A 15,024-nucleotide genomic window follows, 5' to 3' on the forward strand; every position below is an offset into this window, starting at 1 on the left:
AAGGCCAGGGCCGGGAAAGAAGCTGGACATTGTTTGTCGGGCACCCGGCTCACATAGACCAACAACCGCTTACTGAGCGTCTTGTCACACCCGGTCGCTCTATCGTGTCGTAGCGTTGAACCGCTGTAGGTTGGCAACTCCACGACACTTCATTCGTGTTGTCCCGATTCCACGGAGAGACAGGACGTATGGGCATACGAGTGCTGCTCATCGAGGACGACGAGACGATCGCCGAGCCGCTCACCGAGGGGCTGGGACACTTCGGCCTGACGGTCGATCACGTCGCCACGGGCACCGAGGGTCTGAGAGGCCCCTACAACGACGTCGTCCTGCTCGACCTGGGGCTGCCGGACATGGACGGCATCGACGTCTGCCGGGGCATCCGGCAGGTCTCCGACGTGCCGATCGTCATCCTCAGCGCGCGCGGCGAGGAGGCCGACCGGGTGCTCGGCCTGGAGCTGGGCGCCGACGACTACCTCGCGAAGCCGTTCAGCGTACGGGAGTTGGTGGCCCGGGTGCGGGCGGTGACCCGGCGCTCGCAGCGCACCCCGTCGGCCGTCCCCTCGGCCGCCGCCGGACACTCCTCCACCGGGCACTCCTCCGCCGGGCACTCCTCCACCGGATACTCCTCCGCCGCCTACGAGCCGGTCCCCGAGCCGGCCCCCGTACCGCCGCTGGACGCCGCGCTCGAACCGCCGCACGATCCGGGCCCGTTGGTCGTCGACCGCCGCACCCACCAGGTGTGGGTGGGCGAGACACCCGTCGCGCTGACGCCGAAGGAGTTCGAACTGCTGGCGCTGCTCACCGAGGACCCTGGCGCGGTGTACTCCCGGCAGCAGATCCTGGACCGGGTGTGGGACCCGCACTACACCGGGCCGACGAAGACCCTGGACGTCCATGTCGCCGCGCTGCGCAAGAAGTTGGGCCACCCCGCGTGGATCCAGACCCTGCGCGGGGTGGGGTTCCGGCTGGCGGTGCAGGGCGGGCCGGGACCGCAGGACTCCGCATGACGACTCGGCTGCTTCTCACCTACGTGGGCCTGACCCTGCTGGTGCTGCTCGGCCTGGAGATCCCGCTGGGTCTGCGCTACGCGGCCGACGCCCGGGACCGGATCACCGACGCGGCGCGGGCCGAGGCCGAGTCGGCGGCGGCGTACACCGCGCTCAGTATGTCCGGCGGGCAGGGCGGCTCGGGCCTGTCGAAGCGGGCGGTGCACTGCGCGGAGCGCGTCGGCGGGCGGATGGTGATCGTCGACGGCGCGGGCCGGGTGCTGGCCTCCTCTCACCCGCTGTCCGCCGAGGCGGCGGGTGAACTGCCCCGGCGGCCCGGGATCGCAGCGATGCTCAAGGGCGCGGACACCATGGACGTGCGCACGGCGACGGTCGACGGCGCGGAACAGCTGTCGGTCACTGCTCCGGTGGCCGACGGCATGCAGGGGGCCGTCTGGCTCACGGTGCCGACGAGCACCGTACGGGACCGGGTGAACCAGGTGTGGCTGCTGCTGTGGGTGGGCGGGCTCGTGGTGCTCGGCGCGGTCGCCGTGGTCGGCCTCGGCCTCGCCCGCTGGGCCGGGCACCCGATCCGTGAACTGGAGCGCGCCACGCACGCGTTGGCCGAGGGCGGGATGCCCGCGCCGGTCCCGGTCACCAAGGGCCCGCGGGAAGTGCGCAGGCTGGCGGCGGCGTTCAACCGTACGGCCGCCCGGCTCGCCCATCTCCTCGCCGCGCAGCGGGCGTTCGCCGGCGAGGCCTCGCACCAGCTGCGGACGCCGCTCGCCGCGCTGAGGCTGCGCCTGGAGAACCTGGAGCCGAATGTGCGCGCGGCCGGCCGGGGCAGCCTCGCCGCCGCGGTGACCGAGACCGACCGGCTGGCCCGGATGGTCGAGGGCCTGCTGGCGATGGCCCGCCTGGAGGAGGACGCGGCCACACCGCTCCCGGTCGACGTGGGTGAGGTGTGCGCCGAACGGCACGCGACCTGGCTGCCGTTGTTCCAGCGCGAGGGCGTCGACCTCGTCCTCTTCGCGGGCAGTGTGGGCCCGGTACTGGCGGTACCGGGGGCGGTCGAACAGATCCTGGACAACCTGCTCTCCAACGCCCTGCGGGCCTCCCCCGTCGAGAGCACGGTGACGATCGAACTCCGGCTCTCCCGCAACGCCCGCGCCCTGCGCGACAGCCGCCCCCACTGGGTCGACCTGCATGTCACCGACGAGGGCCCCGGCATGAACCCGGAGCAGCGCAAACGCGCCTTCGACCGCTTCTGGCGCGCGCCGGGCGCCCCCAAGGGCGGCACCGGGCTCGGCCTCTCCCTGGTCCAGCGCCTGGCGATGGCGAGCGGCGGCTCGGCCACCCTGCACGCGGCGACGACGGGCGGCCTGGACGCGGTGGTCCGCCTGCCGTCCGCCCAGCCACCGGCCGTACCGCGACCGCGGGGCCGCCCGGGAAGCCGCCGCAGGGAGGCACCGGCACTGCCCGCGTAACGCTCCGCCGCGAACGGAGAGCTACCGCTCGGTCACGTCACGCTTGCATCACAGGTCCGTCCAACCGCCGTTTCCCCACCGGCACTCCTCAATACGGTTCAACACCTCACAACCATTGGGGGGTTGCCATATGAGGCATGTCCGCACATCCACGGCGCTGGCCGTGGCCGCTCTCGCCCTGACCCTGTCCTCCGGCGCGGCCGTGGCGCACGACGGTGACCATCCGTTCGCGAACTGCCCGGAGGCGTACGAGAACGGGTACGCCAACATCACCGCGGACGACGAACACTACGGCGGGCATCTGGACCGCGACAATGACGGCATCGGCTGCGACCAGCCACCGGCGGACTTCGAACCGGCCGCAGACGCCGCCGAGGACGACAGCACCGACCTCGCCGCCACCGGCGGCAACAGCACCACGCCCTATCTCGCGGGCGGCGGAGCCGCGGTCCTGCTCGCGGGCGGCGGCGTCCTGCTGGCCGTCCGCCGCCGCCGCGGCGCCCCGCAGTAGGCAACACGGAGGGGCGGCGCCCCCGCACGGGCGGCGCCCCTCCGGAATCAGGGGTGTTACTTCGTCGCCGTCGTGCCCGTGCTCGCGGTGCCGCCGCTGTGGAACAGCGGGAACAGGTCGCTGAGGTCGATGGGCAGCAGCCGGACGCTTGTGCCGCAGTCGGAGTCGCCCAGCACGACCACGGACGCGGTGACGGCGCAGAGCACCTCGCCCACGCGGGGCTTCGCAGCGCTCGGCTGCGGTGCCGCGGAGGCCGGGGTCGCCCCGACCGTCAACGGCAGGGCGAGGCCCAGTGCCAGAGCGGTGCCGAGCGTGCCGATGCGGCGTCTGAGGGTGTGGACGGCCATGGTCGTGGCTCCTGTCGCGGGAGAGGGGGTCCGGTCGCGACGGCCACTGTGCCCCGACGGCCCCCGGTCCTCCCTCGACCGACCGCGATGACCTGCGCCAATGCACTCGATCGGCACGCCCCGGTGACACGACCGGAGCACGCCCAACGCCGAGGGGCGGCACCCCCGCACGGGTGCCGCCCTTCTTCTGGCGATCCGGAGCCGCCGTGGATCGGTACTGAGGGTCGGGGACCCACAGCGGCTCCGGAGTCGGTGAGGTCAGCGGTGGTCGCTGCCCTCCGACTGGGTGGCCGCGCGGCCCGCTTCGAGGCGGGCGACCGGGATGCGGAACGGGGAGCAGGAGACGTAGTCCAGACCCACCTCGTGGAAGAAGTGGACCGACTCCGGGTCACCGCCGTGCTCGCCGCAGACGCCGAGCTTGAGGTCGGGACGGGTCTCGCGGCCCGCCTTCGCGGCGGACTTCACCAGCGAGCCCACGCCGTCCTTGTCGATCGTCTCGAACGGGCTGACGCCGAAGATGCCCTTCTCCAGGTAGGCGGTGAAGAACGAGGCCTCCACGTCGTCGCGGCTGAAGCCCCACACCGTCTGGGTCAGGTCGTTCGTGCCGAAGGAGAAGAACTCCGCCGCCTCCGCGATCTGGCCCGCCGTCAGCGCGGCGCGCGGCAGCTCGATCATGGTGCCGATGGCCAGCTTCAGCTTGGTGCCGGTCGCCGCCTCGACCTCCGCGATGACCGCGTCGGCCTCCTCGCGGACGATCTCCAGCTCCTGGACCGTGCCGACCAGCGGAATCATGATCTCGGCGCGCGGGTCGCCCTTGGCGTTCTTGCGCTCGGCGGCCGCCTCGGCGATCGCGCGGACCTGCATCGTGAACAGGCCGGGGATGACCAGGCCCAGGCGGACACCGCGCAGACCCAGCATCGGGTTCTGCTCGTGCAGCCGGTGCACGGCCTGCAGCAGCCGCAGCTCGTTCTCGTGCGGGTCCTTGCGGGCCTCGGCGAGCGCCACGCGTACCGACAGCTCGGTGATGTCGGGCAGGAACTCGTGCAGCGGCGGGTCGAGCAGACGGATCGTCACCGGCAGGCCGTCCATCGCGGAGAACAGCTCCACGAAGTCCTGCTTCTGCAGCGGCAGCAGCGCCTTCAGGGACTCCTCGCGCTCCTCCTCGGTGTCGGCCAGGATCAGCCGCTCGACCAGCTCGCGCCGGTCGCCGAGGAACATGTGCTCGGTACGGCACAGGCCGATGCCCTGGGCGCCGAAGCGGCGGGCGCGCATCGCGTCCTCGGCGTTGTCCGCGTTGGCGCGTACTCGGAGCCGGCGCTTGCGGTCGGCGAACGCCATGATCCGGTGCACGGCCTCGACCAGCTCGTCGGCGTCGTTGGCGCCGGCGTGCATCCGGCCCTCGAAGTACTCCACGACCGGGGACGGGACCACCGGGACCTCGCCCAGGTAGACCTTGCCGGAGGAGCCGTCGATGGAGATGACGTCACCCTCCTCCACGACGTGCCCGCCGGGCACGGTCATCCGGCGCCGCTTGGTGTCGACCTCAAGCTCCTCGGCGCCGCAGACACAGGTCTTGCCCATGCCGCGCGCCACGACGGCCGCGTGGGAGGTCTTGCCGCCGCGGGAGGTCAGGATGCCCTCGGCGGCGATCATGCCGTCCAGGTCGTCGGGGTTGGTCTCCCGGCGCACCAGGATGACCTTCTCGCCCGAACGCGACCACTTCACCGCGGTGTACGAGTCGAAGACGGCCTTGCCGACCGCCGCGCCCGGCGAGGCGGCGATGCCCCGGCCGATCTGCTCGACCTTCGCCTCCTCGTCGAACTTGGGGAACATCAGCTGCGCGAGCTGCGCGCCGGTGACCCGCTGCAGCGCCTCGGCCTCGTCGATGAGGCCCTGGTCGACGAGCTGGGTGGCGATCCGGAAGGCGGCACCGGCGGTGCGCTTGCCGACCCGGGTCTGGAGCATCCACAGCTGACCGCGCTCGATCGTGAACTCGATGTCGCAGAGGTCCTTGTAGTGGTTCTCCAGGGTCTCCATGATCGTCATGAGCTGGTCGTACGACTTCTTGTCGATCGTCTCCAGCTCCGCGAGCGGGACGGTGTTGCGGATGCCCGCCACCACGTCCTCGCCCTGCGCGTTCTGCAGGTAGTCGCCGTAGACGCCCTGGTGGCCGGAGGCGGGGTCGCGGGTGAAGGCGACGCCGGTGCCGGAGTCGGGGCCAAGGTTGCCGAAGACCATCGAGCAGACGTTGACGGCGGTGCCGAGGTCGTGCGGGATGCGCTCCTGGCGGCGGTAGAGCTTGGCGCGGTCGCCGTTCCAGGAGTCGAAGACCGCCTTGATGGCGAGGTCCATCTGCTCGCGCGGGTCCTGCGGGAAGTCCCGGCCGGCCTCGGTCTTGACGATCTTCTTGAACTTGGTGACCAGCTTCTTGAGGTCGGCGGCCTCCAGCTGGGTGTCGTCCGTGACCTTCTTGGCGGCCTTGGCCGCGTCCAGCGCGTCCTCGAACAGCTCGCCGTCCACGCCGAGGACGGTCTTGCCGAACATCTGGATGAGGCGGCGGTAGGAGTCCCAGGCGAACCGGTCGTCGCCGGCCTGCTTGGCCAGACCCTGCACCGACTTGTCGGAGAGGCCGATGTTCAGGACCGTGTCCATCATGCCGGGCATGGAGAACTTGGCACCGGAGCGGACCGACACGAGGAGGGGGTTGTCGGCCTGGCCCAGCTTCTTGCCCATGCGCTGCTCCAGCGCGTCGAGGTGCGCACTCACCTCGTCACGCAGTGCCGCGGGCTCCTCGCCGCTCTCCAGGTAGACCTTGCAGGCCTCGGTGGTGATGGTGAAGCCGGGGGGTACCGGAAGGCCCAGGTTCGTCATCTCGGCGAGGTTCGCACCCTTACCGCCAAGAAGGTCCTTGAGGTCCTTGTTGCCCTCGGTGAAGTCGTAAACGAACTTTTTGTTTTCCGACACGGGTCCCAGCTCCTAGAGGACTCGGTGGCTGCCCTGACGGCGAGGAACATACCCAGATCGAAGGCGTCTGGGTACGTCCACTTGTGCGTCATGAGCCTGTAACCAGCGCTCTTCCAGGAGATCGAAAGTCAAGGCTTGGCAAGGAACGGGGGCCGAATGCGTTCACTTCTTGAAGGCTCCTATCGGCCCCGAGCGCCCAGGGTGCTCATATGAGCACCCTTTGCCACGTCTGATTTCGATCGATGAACGATCAAGGGGTGGCACCGAGTGCCACCCCTTGAGGAAGTGCAGTAGCCCTTCAGGCGCTCATCTGAGCGCAACCCCTATCAAGAGTGGCGAGAATCACGCTTCCGGCGGCGGCGAAATTTCACCATGCGGACGCGTCGTGGGACCGCAACACGGATGTCATACGCGGAACCGGAACCCACGCCACCGGTCGCTTCCCAGGGCCGAACCGGAACGCACACCATCGGTCGCTTCCCAGTGCCGAACCGGAACCCACGCCACCGGTCGCTTCCCCGTGCCGAACCGGAACCCACGCCACCGGTCGCTTCCCCGTGGCGAACCGGAACCCACGCCACGGGGGCGCCGCCGCGCTCACACCCCCAGCGCCGCCAGCCGCTCCTCGACCCGCTCCGGCGCGTACAGGTACTCGACGACCAGCGCACCCGCCCCCACCAGCCCGGCCCGCTCCCCGAGCCGGGAGGTGACGACCTCCAGGTGGGCCGTGGAGCGCGGCAGCGCACGCTGGTAGAGCAGCTCGCGCACCCCGGTCACGAACGCCGTCCCGGCGAGATCGCCAGCGATCATGAGCACCCCGGGGTTGAGCAGCGTCACCACGGTCGCCAGTACGTCCCCGACCTGCCGCCCCGCCTCCCGGGCGAGCCCCAGCGCCTCCGGGTGCCCGGCCGCCAGCAGGTCCCGTACGTCCGAGCCGGAGGCCGCCCGCACCCCCGCCTCGGCCAGCTTCCGGGCGACGGCGCCGCCGCTGGCGACGGCCGCGAGACAGCCGTAGGACCCGCACCGGCACAGCGCGTCGGCGCCCACCCGGATGTGCCCGATGTCCCCGGCGCCGCCGTCGATGCCCCGGAAGAGCGAGCCGTCCACCACGACGCCCGCGCCGATACCGGTGGAGACCTTGACCAGGACGAACGCGGAGCAGTCCGGGTAACCGGTGCGCTGCTCGCCGTACGCCATGAGGTTGGCGTCGTTGTCCACCAGGACCGGTACCCGGGGTGCGCCGGTGTGCTCGGTGAAGGCCCGGGCGAGGCGGCCGGTGATGTCGTAACCGTCCCAGCCGGGCATGATCGGCGGCTGGACCACGCGCCCGGTCTCGCTGTCCACCGGTCCGGGCACGGCGAGGCCGATCCCGCACACCTCGTCCGCCGTGTGTCCCGCCTTCTCCAGCAACTCGGCGAACCAGCGGCCCAGTTCCCCGAGGACCGTCTCCGGGCCGTCCTCGACGACCAGCGTGCCGCCGTGCTCGGCGAGGATCTCGCCGGTCAGCGACAGGACGGCGGCGCGGGCGTGCCGGGTGTCCAGGTCGGCGGCGAGGACGACGGCGTGCTCGTCGTCGAACTCCAGGGTGATCGACGGGCGCCCGCCGAGCGGGGAGCCGACCGGTCCGCCCGCGCCCTCGCGCAGCCAGCCCGCCCGGAACAGCCGGTCCAGGCGCTGCCCCACGGTGGCCCGGGAGAGCCCGGTGACCTGTTGCAGGGCGCCGCGCGTGGTGGCCCGGCCGCTGCGGACCAGTTCCAGCAGATCGCCGGCGCTGACCTGACCTCGACCCGTCATGCGCACCCCCTTGTGTTTCTCAAGCTTGCATTACATATTGAGTTTTGCGTGTTAAATAGACGTAACCCTACGGTAGCTACCGCTGAACCGGCAGCACAGTCGTCTCCCGGGGAGTCCCGAGTGGATCGCACCGCCCAGCTGGTCCTCCGCCCTGCGCGGGGGGCGATTGCATACGATCCGGCCGTTGAGGCCGATTCCCTGCACGCCGGGGCCGCCCGGGTGCTGGAGTCGAACTGGACCGGCCGCTCGACGGTCCCCTCACGCGGCCTGTATCCGCACCAGTGGTCCTGGGACTCGGCGTTCATCGCGATCGGCCTGCGGCACCTGTCGCCGTTACGGGCCCAGACCGAGCTGGAGACCCTGCTGTCCGCCCAGTGGGGCGACGGACGGATCCCGCACATCGTCTTCAACCCCTCCGTACCGCTCGACGCCTACTTCCCGAGCCCCGACTTCTGGCGCTCCTCGACCGCGGGGCGCGCTGCGGGCGCCCCGCGCACCGTACAGACGTCCGGCATCGTGCAGCCACCGGTGCACGCGCTGGCCGCCTGGCTGGTGCACTGCGCCGACCCCGGGCTGTCGCACGGGCGGGGCTTCCTGGCCCGGGTCTACCCCGCCCTCGCGGCCTGGCACCGCTATCTGCTGCACCGGCGGGACCTGGGCGGCGGCGGGCTCGCCTCGGTGGTGCACCCGTGGGAGCAGGGCATGGACAACAGCCCCTGCTGGGACGCCCCGCTGGCCCGGGTGCTGCCCGCCCCGGCCCGCTCCTTCCGCCGCGCCGACCTCGACCACGGCGCCCCCGAGGACCGGCCCACGGACCTGGACTACGGGCGGTACGTACGCCTCGCCACCGACTACCGGGACGCGGGGTACGCCGACGACCGGGACCGGGCGGGTCACGGGCGGCCCGGGCACGGGGCTGGCTCCTTCGCGGTGGAGGACCCGGCGTTCAACGCCCTGCTCATCGCCTCCGAGCACGCCCTGGCCCGTATCGCCCGCGAACTGGGCGCCACCGGCACCGCCCGGCACGCCCGCGCCGAGCGCCTGACGACCGCCCTGCTGGAGCGGCTGTGGGACCCGGAGCGCGGCATGTTCCTGTGCCGGGACGTACGCGGCGGCACCCTGGTCCCCGAGCGGTCCGTCTCGGGGCTGATCCCCCTCCTCCTCCCCACACTCCCGAGGGAGATCACCCAGGCCCTGGTGCGCACCCTGCGCGGTCCGCACTTCTCGCTCGGCACGACCACCAGCCTGGTGCCGAGCTACGACCTGCTCGGCGAGGCCTTCGACCCGCACCGCTACTGGCGGGGACCGGCCTGGTTCAACACCGCCTGGCTGCTGGAGCGCGGTCTGCGCACCCACGGCGAACGGGCCGCCGCGGACGAACTGCGGGGATCAGCACTTGAGTTGGCGCACTCGTCGGGTTTCGCCGAGTACGTCGACCCGTACACCGGTGAGGCCTGCGGCACCGCCGACTTCAGCTGGACGGCCGCGCTCGCGCTCGACCTGCTGCACGACGAGCCCGTACGGGACTCGCACGGCGTCAACGACATCAAGGGAGGGGACCGGGGATGACGGACCGGCATCATCTGCTCGTGCACGGGGAGACGTTCGCCGCCGTGGGCGACGGCGGGGACATCAGCGGCGTCCGGGGCGGCGCCGGCTTCCCCGACGGGTTATTCGTACGGGACGGCCGCCACCTCAGCCGCTGGCAGCTGACGGTGGACGGGGCGGTGCCGGAGACGCTGTCGCCGGTGGCCGACGGGGACACCGCCCGCTGTGTGCTGGTCCCCCGGGGCGGCCGTCAGGAGCCGCCCGCGTACACGCTCTTCCGCGAACAGGCGGTCGGGGACGGCTCGTTCGTCGAGTCACTGCGGGTGACCAGCAACCTCCCCATCCCGGCCACGGTCCGGCTGGCGATCACCGCCGACGCCGACTTCGCGGACCAGTTCGAACTCCGCTCCGACCACCGCACCTACACCAAGACCGGCGCCACCCGCTCCCGCCACGTGCTGGAGCACGGCGTGGAGTTCACCTACCAGCGCGGCGAATGGCGGTCCTGTACGACCGTGTCGGCGGAGCCCGCCCCGGACGCCGTCGAGGAGACCGGCACCGGGGCCCGGCGCCTGGTGTGGACGCTGGAGCTGGAGCCGCACGGCACCGCGGAGCTGGCGCTGCGCGTGATGGCCCGCGCGCACGGCGACAAACGGGCGCTGCGCGTCCCCAGCTCCCCGGCCTCGCTGAACAAGCAACTCCTCGCCCTGGAGGGCGACTTCGTGGAGGGCGTGTCCTTCCCGACGGGCTGGCCGGAACTGGCCGCGGCCTGCGCGCGGGGCCTGGCCGATCTGGCCTCGCTGCAGATCCCGGCGGCGGGTCTGGACGGCGAGGAGGTCAGGGTCCCGGCGGCCGGGGCCCCGTGGTTCCTCACCCTGCTGGGCCGGGACGCCCTGCTCACCTCCCTGTTCGCCCTCCCCTACCGCCCGAGCCTGGCGGCGGCCACGCTCCCCGCGCTGGCCGCGACCCAGGCCCAGGAGTCCGGCGCGGCCTCGGTGGCGCAGCCCGGCAAGATCGTGCACGAGGTACGGCACGGCGAACTGGCCCACTTCGGCCAGGTCCCCTTCGGCCGCTACTACGGCTCGGTCGACGCCACGCCCCTCTTCCTGGTCCTGCTGGGCGCGTACGCGGAACACACCGGCGACACCGCGCTCGCCCGCCGCCTGGAACCGCACGCGCGTGCCGCCGTCGCCTGGATGCTGGACCACGGCGGCCTGACCTCGCGCGGCTACCTGGTGTACCGGGCCGACCGCGGCGGCCTGGCCAACCAGAACTGGAAGGACTCCCCCGGCGCCATCTGCTGGGCCGACGGCACCCGCGCAAGCGGCCCGGTGATGGCGGCGGGGGCCCAGGGTTACGCGTACGACGCCCTGCGCCGCACGGCGTGGCTCTCCCGCACGGTGTGGGGCGACGAGACCTACGCGGCCCTGCTGGAACAGGCCGCGGGCGACCTCAGGGACCGATTCCAGCGGGACTTCTGGATGCCGGAGCGCTCCTTCCCGGCGCTGGCGCTGGACGGCGAGGGGCGCCAGGTGGACGCGCTGGCCTCGGACGCCGGCCATCTGCTCTGGTCCGGCCTGCTGGACAAGGAGTACGGCGAGCTGGTGGGGCGCCGCCTGCTCGAACGGGACTTCTTCTCGGGGTGGGGGGTACGCACGCTGGCCGCGGACCAGCCCGCGTACCACCCTCTCTCGTACCACCGCGGTTCGGTCTGGCCGCACGACAACGCCCTGATCGCCCTGGGCCTGGCCCGCTACGGCCTGCACGACGAGGCCCGCACGGTGGCCCACGCCCTGGTCGACGCGGCGACCACCACCGGCCACCGCCTCCCCGAGGTCCTGGCGGGCTACGGCCGCGACACCCACCCGGAACCGGTGCCGTATCCCCACGCCTGCGTCCGGGAGTCCCGCTCGGCGACGGCGCCCCTGGCGCTCCTGACGGCTGTAGGAGGTGCCTGACGTCCTGGTTGGCCTGCCGTTTGCCGGGTGTTTGCCGAGCGCTGCCCGGCCCGGCTGAACAGCGAGGGTGACGGGCCCGTACGAACCTGCGGCGGGCCCAACGCCCTCCACCCACAGGCCCGCACGGAAGGACGACAGGGGTGCCCGTCTCGACGCGCGTCACCGAGGAAGAGTCAACACCTGCGAAGAAGCCGACGAACATGGCACGGCCCGCGGCAGCCGACGACGCGGACGCGGCCACCGCCCCACCCGCAGCCGTGGACGACTCGGACACACCCCCCACCCCACCCCCACCCCCGCCCGCACCCGACGACGACGCGCACGCACGCCCCACCCCACCCCCACCCGCACCCGCGCCCGCCGACGGCGAGGAGCCCCCACAGGGGCCACCCGCAGCCGACGACGAAGGAGGTACGGGTGGTGCGGATGGGAACCCAAAGGAGGCCGAAGGCGAAGCCGAGGCGGAAACGCCGCACCCCCACCCCATCCGCACCTGGACCCTCACCGCCCTCTCCGCCGCCCTGGTCCTCGCCGCCCTGCTCCTCCCCAACTCCCTCGCCGCCCTGCGCCCCAACCGCTTCACCCGCATCCCCGCGGAGGCGATCGTCGGCGCCGCCCTGGTCCTCGTCCTCCCCCGCCGCCCGCGCATCGTCGTCGCGGCCACCGCCGGCACCGCCCTGGGCGTACTCACCCTCCTCAACGTCCTGGACATGGGCTTCCGCGAGTACCTGGGCCGAGGCTTCAACCTGGTCCTCGACTGGTCCCTCCTCGACGACGCCCAGTCCTACCTGAAGGACTCCATCGGCGAGGCCACCACCGTCACCGCCACCATCGCCGTGGTCCTCCTGGCCGTACTCCTCGTCGCCGTCACCGCCCTGGCCACCGTCCGCCTGGCGAACGTCCTCGCCGCGAACCGGCACCAGGCGAGCACCGCGACCCTGATCGTCGGCACCGTCTGGGTCACCTGCGCCGCCCTCGGCGTGCAGTTGGCCGGCGTCCCCGTCGCCTCCGACCGCGCCGCCTCCGCCCTGGCCACCCAGGCGGACCGCGTCCGGGACACCCTCCGCGACGAGGCGGCCTTCGCCAAGGAGGCGAAGGCGGACACCTTCGGCGCCACCCCGCCCGACCAACTCCTCACCGACCTGCGCGGAAAGGACGTGGTCTTCGCCTTCATCGAGAGCTACGGCCGCAGCGCGATCGAGGACCCGATCATGTCCCCGGGAGTCACCCGCACCCTGGACGCCCGCACCGAGGCCCTCCGCGAGGCGGGTTACTCCGCCCGCAGCGGCTGGCTGACCTCGGCCACCTACGGCGGCAGCAGCTGGCTCGGCCACTCCACGTTCCTGTCCGGCCTGTGGATCGACAACCAACAGCGCTACCGCACGGTGACCACCGGCGACCACCTCACCCTGACCAAGGCGTTCCAGAAGACCGGCGCCTGGGACACCGTCGGGATCATGCCGGGCGTCCAGAAGGGCTGGCCGGAAGCGGAGTTCTACGGCCTGGACAAGGTCCGCAACGCCTTCCAGCTCGGCTACGAGGGCCCGAAGTTCAGCTGGTCCACCATGCCGGACCAATACGCGTTGGAGGCCTTCGAGCGCCTGGAGCACGGCAAGAAGCGCGACCGCCCCCTGATGTCGGAGGTGATCCTGACCTCCAGCCACCAGCCCTGGGCCCCGATCCCGAAGCTCGTCGACTGGGACGACCTGGGCGACGGCTCGCTCTTCGACGCCGTGGAGAAGGCGGGCAAGAACCCGCGCGACGTCATCACGAGCAAGACCGAGTCCCGCGAGGAGTACGGCAAGTCGATCGAGTACTCGGTCACGTCCCTGACCCAGTGGCTGGAGCGCTACGGCACCGAGGACACGGTCCTGGTCTTCCTCGGCGACCACCAGCCCATAGCCAGGGTCAGCGGCGAGAAGGCCAGCCGGGACGTCCCGGTCTCCATCGTGGCGAAGGACCCGAAGGTCCTGGACCGTATCGCCGCCTGGAACTGGACCGAGGGCCTGCGCCCGGCCCCCGACGCCCCGGTCTGGAAGATGAACACCTTCCGCGACCGCTTCCTCACGGCCTACGGCTCGACACCGCACCCGACGGAGGACTAGGGCGTGTTTCGAAAGTCCCGTCGTCCGCCCGAAGGACGGGCCCTGCGGCGTCTGGTGCGTGCGATCGCAAGGCGCCGGAGCGCCCTAATAGCGGAGCTATTCGGGCGTTCCGGCAACGCCACGAGCGTGCGTGCCAGGCGTCGCAGGGCAGGCGGGACTTTCGAAACACGCCCTAACCCCCGGAGGTGTCCAGCTCCGCGTCCTCGCTCACGCCCGCGCAGTCGTACGGATCCTTCAGCCACCCGTCCGGCAGCACCACCCGGTTGTTCCCCGACGTCCGCCCACGGGGCCCGTCCGCCCCGGTGGGCCAGGGCTGGTCGAGGTCCAGTTCGTCGAGGCCGGACCGGAGTTCCGCCAGCGAGGAGGTGATGGCGAGGCGCTTGCGCATCTCGGAGCCGACGGAGAAGCCCTTGAGGTACCAGGCGACGTGCTTGCGGAAGTCGATGACCCCGCGCGACTCGTCCCCGATCCACTCCCCGAGGAGGGTGGCGTGCCGCACCATGACGTCGGCCACCTCACGGAGGGTAGGCCGGCGATAGTCGTCCCGGCCCTCGAACGCGGCGACCAGGTCCGCGAACAGCCACGGCCGCCCGAGGCATCCCCGGCCGACGACGACGCCGTCGCAGCCGGTCTCGCGGACCATGCGCAGCGCGTCCTCGGCGGACCAGATGTCGCCGTTGCCGAGCACCGGTATCTCCGGCACGTGCTCCTTGAGGCGCGCGATGGCCTCCCAGTCGGCGGTGCCGCCGTAGTGCTGCGCGGTGGTGCGGCCGTGCAGGGCGATGGCGGTGACGCCCTCCTCGACGGCGATGCGGCCGGCGTCGAGGTAGGTGAGGTGGTCGTCGTCGATGCCCTTGCGCATCTTCATGGTGACCGGCAGGTCCCCGGCCCCGCTGACGGCTTCCCGCAGGATCGCGCGGAGCAGGTTCCGCTTGTACGGCAGCGCCGAGCCGCCGCCCTTGCGGGTGACCTTCGGGACGGGGCAGCCGAAGTTCAGGTCGATGTGATCGGCGAGGTCCTCCTCGGCGATCATGCGCACGGCCTTGCCGACGGTGGCCGGGTCGACGCCGTAGAGCTGGAGGGACCGCGGCTTCTCACTCTCGTCGAAATGGATCAGCTGCATGGTCTTCTCGTTGCGCTCGACCAGCGCCCGGGTGGTGATCATCTCGCTCACGAACAGCCCCTTGCCCCCGCTGAACTCCCGGCACAGCGTGCGGAAGGGCGCGTTGGTGATCCCGGCCATGGGGGCCAGGATCACGGGCGGCTGGACGGTGTGCGGGCCGATCCGCAGGGGCGAGGGGGTCGTGGGCATTCCTCCATT

General features: G+C 71.9%; 10 protein-coding genes. 6 read left to right on the forward strand and 4 right to left on the reverse strand.

The window, feature by feature from the left end; translation table 11 throughout:
- The first annotated feature begins 188 nt into the window (after positions 1–188).
- The 3 genes from ACZ7L7_RS03315 to ACZ7L7_RS03325 all read left to right on the forward strand — a co-directional run bounded on the left by ACZ7L7_RS03315 (position 189) and on the right by ACZ7L7_RS03325 (position 2,987).
- Complete coding sequence (locus ACZ7L7_RS03315) at positions 189–1,010, forward strand: response regulator transcription factor (protein ID WP_472074589.1); 822 nt, start codon at positions 189–191, stop codon at positions 1,008–1,010.
- Entirely contained in the window at positions 1,007–2,476 is a 1,470-nt protein-coding gene (locus ACZ7L7_RS03320) for a sensor histidine kinase (protein ID WP_472074591.1), read from the forward strand. The genes ACZ7L7_RS03315 and ACZ7L7_RS03320 overlap by 4 nt, the downstream gene beginning before the upstream one ends.
- 130 nt (positions 2,477–2,606) lie before the next feature.
- Positions 2,607–2,987 (forward strand): excalibur calcium-binding domain-containing protein, encoded by a 381-nt coding sequence (locus ACZ7L7_RS03325; RefSeq protein ID WP_285511220.1) that lies wholly within the window; start codon positions 2,607–2,609, stop codon positions 2,985–2,987.
- Between the two features lie 56 nt (positions 2,988–3,043).
- On the opposite strand, the gene ACZ7L7_RS03330 is transcribed toward ACZ7L7_RS03325, so the two are convergent.
- The 3 genes from ACZ7L7_RS03330 to ACZ7L7_RS03340 all read right to left on the reverse strand — a co-directional run bounded on the left by ACZ7L7_RS03330 (position 3,044) and on the right by ACZ7L7_RS03340 (position 8,092).
- Positions 3,044–3,334: a hypothetical protein gene (locus ACZ7L7_RS03330; RefSeq protein WP_285511219.1), complete on the reverse strand. Its 291-nt coding sequence runs from the start codon at positions 3,332–3,334 to the stop codon at positions 3,044–3,046.
- A 258-nt stretch (positions 3,335–3,592) separates the two neighbouring features.
- Positions 3,593–6,298 carry a pyruvate, phosphate dikinase gene (gene ppdK / locus ACZ7L7_RS03335; RefSeq protein ID WP_472074593.1) on the reverse strand — a complete coding sequence of 902 codons (2,706 nt, stop codon included), beginning with the start codon at positions 6,296–6,298 and terminating at the stop codon, positions 3,593–3,595.
- A gap of 597 nt (positions 6,299–6,895) precedes the next feature.
- Entirely contained in the window at positions 6,896–8,092 is a 1,197-nt protein-coding gene (locus ACZ7L7_RS03340) for an ROK family protein (RefSeq protein ID WP_472074595.1), read from the reverse strand.
- Positions 8,093–8,212: 120 nt separating this feature from the next.
- On the opposite strand from ACZ7L7_RS03340, the gene ACZ7L7_RS03345 reads away from it, so the two are divergent.
- The 3 genes from ACZ7L7_RS03345 (at position 8,213) to ACZ7L7_RS03355 (ending at position 13,703) form a co-directional block, all read left to right on the forward strand.
- Complete coding sequence (locus tag ACZ7L7_RS03345) at positions 8,213–9,661, forward strand: MGH1-like glycoside hydrolase domain-containing protein (protein ID WP_471429301.1); 1,449 nt, start codon at positions 8,213–8,215, stop codon at positions 9,659–9,661.
- Entirely contained in the window at positions 9,658–11,598 is a 1,941-nt protein-coding gene (locus tag ACZ7L7_RS03350; protein WP_453602211.1) for an amylo-alpha-1,6-glucosidase, read from the forward strand. Before ACZ7L7_RS03345 ends, ACZ7L7_RS03350 begins: the two co-directional genes overlap by 4 nt.
- Positions 11,599–11,798: 200 nt before the next feature.
- Entirely contained in the window at positions 11,799–13,703 is a 1,905-nt protein-coding gene (locus tag ACZ7L7_RS03355; protein ID WP_472074598.1) for an alkaline phosphatase family protein, read from the forward strand.
- Between the two features lie 172 nt (positions 13,704–13,875).
- Here the strand turns inward: ACZ7L7_RS03355 and dusB are convergent, their stop codons facing one another.
- Complete coding sequence (gene dusB, locus ACZ7L7_RS03360; RefSeq protein ID WP_453609037.1) at positions 13,876–15,015, reverse strand: tRNA dihydrouridine synthase DusB; 1,140 nt, start codon at positions 15,013–15,015, stop codon at positions 13,876–13,878.
- Positions 15,016–15,024 lie beyond the last annotated feature (9 nt).

This window comes from Streptomyces sp. NPDC110618 (genome assembly GCF_055657065.1).

Excerpts from the sequence above, each read along its gene's own strand:
- ACZ7L7_RS03315 (WP_472074589.1), top strand. The coding sequence starts at position 189 with ATGGGCATACGAGTGCTGCTCATCGAGGACGACGAGACGATCGCCGAG.
- ACZ7L7_RS03325 (WP_285511220.1), top strand. The coding sequence starts at position 2,607 with ATGAGGCATGTCCGCACATCCACGGCGCTGGCCGTGGCCGCTCTCGCC.
- dusB (WP_453609037.1), bottom strand. The coding sequence starts at position 15,015 with ATGCCCACGACCCCCTCGCCCCTGCGGATCGGCCCGCACACCGTCCAG.
- ACZ7L7_RS03350 (WP_453602211.1), top strand. The coding sequence starts at position 9,658 with ATGACGGACCGGCATCATCTGCTCGTGCACGGGGAGACGTTCGCCGCC.
- ACZ7L7_RS03330 (WP_285511219.1), bottom strand. The coding sequence starts at position 3,334 with ATGGCCGTCCACACCCTCAGACGCCGCATCGGCACGCTCGGCACCGCT.
- ACZ7L7_RS03355 (WP_472074598.1), top strand. The coding sequence starts at position 11,799 with ATGGCACGGCCCGCGGCAGCCGACGACGCGGACGCGGCCACCGCCCCA.
- ACZ7L7_RS03340 (WP_472074595.1), bottom strand. The coding sequence starts at position 8,092 with ATGACGGGTCGAGGTCAGGTCAGCGCCGGCGATCTGCTGGAACTGGTC.
- ACZ7L7_RS03320 (WP_472074591.1), top strand. The coding sequence starts at position 1,007 with ATGACGACTCGGCTGCTTCTCACCTACGTGGGCCTGACCCTGCTGGTG.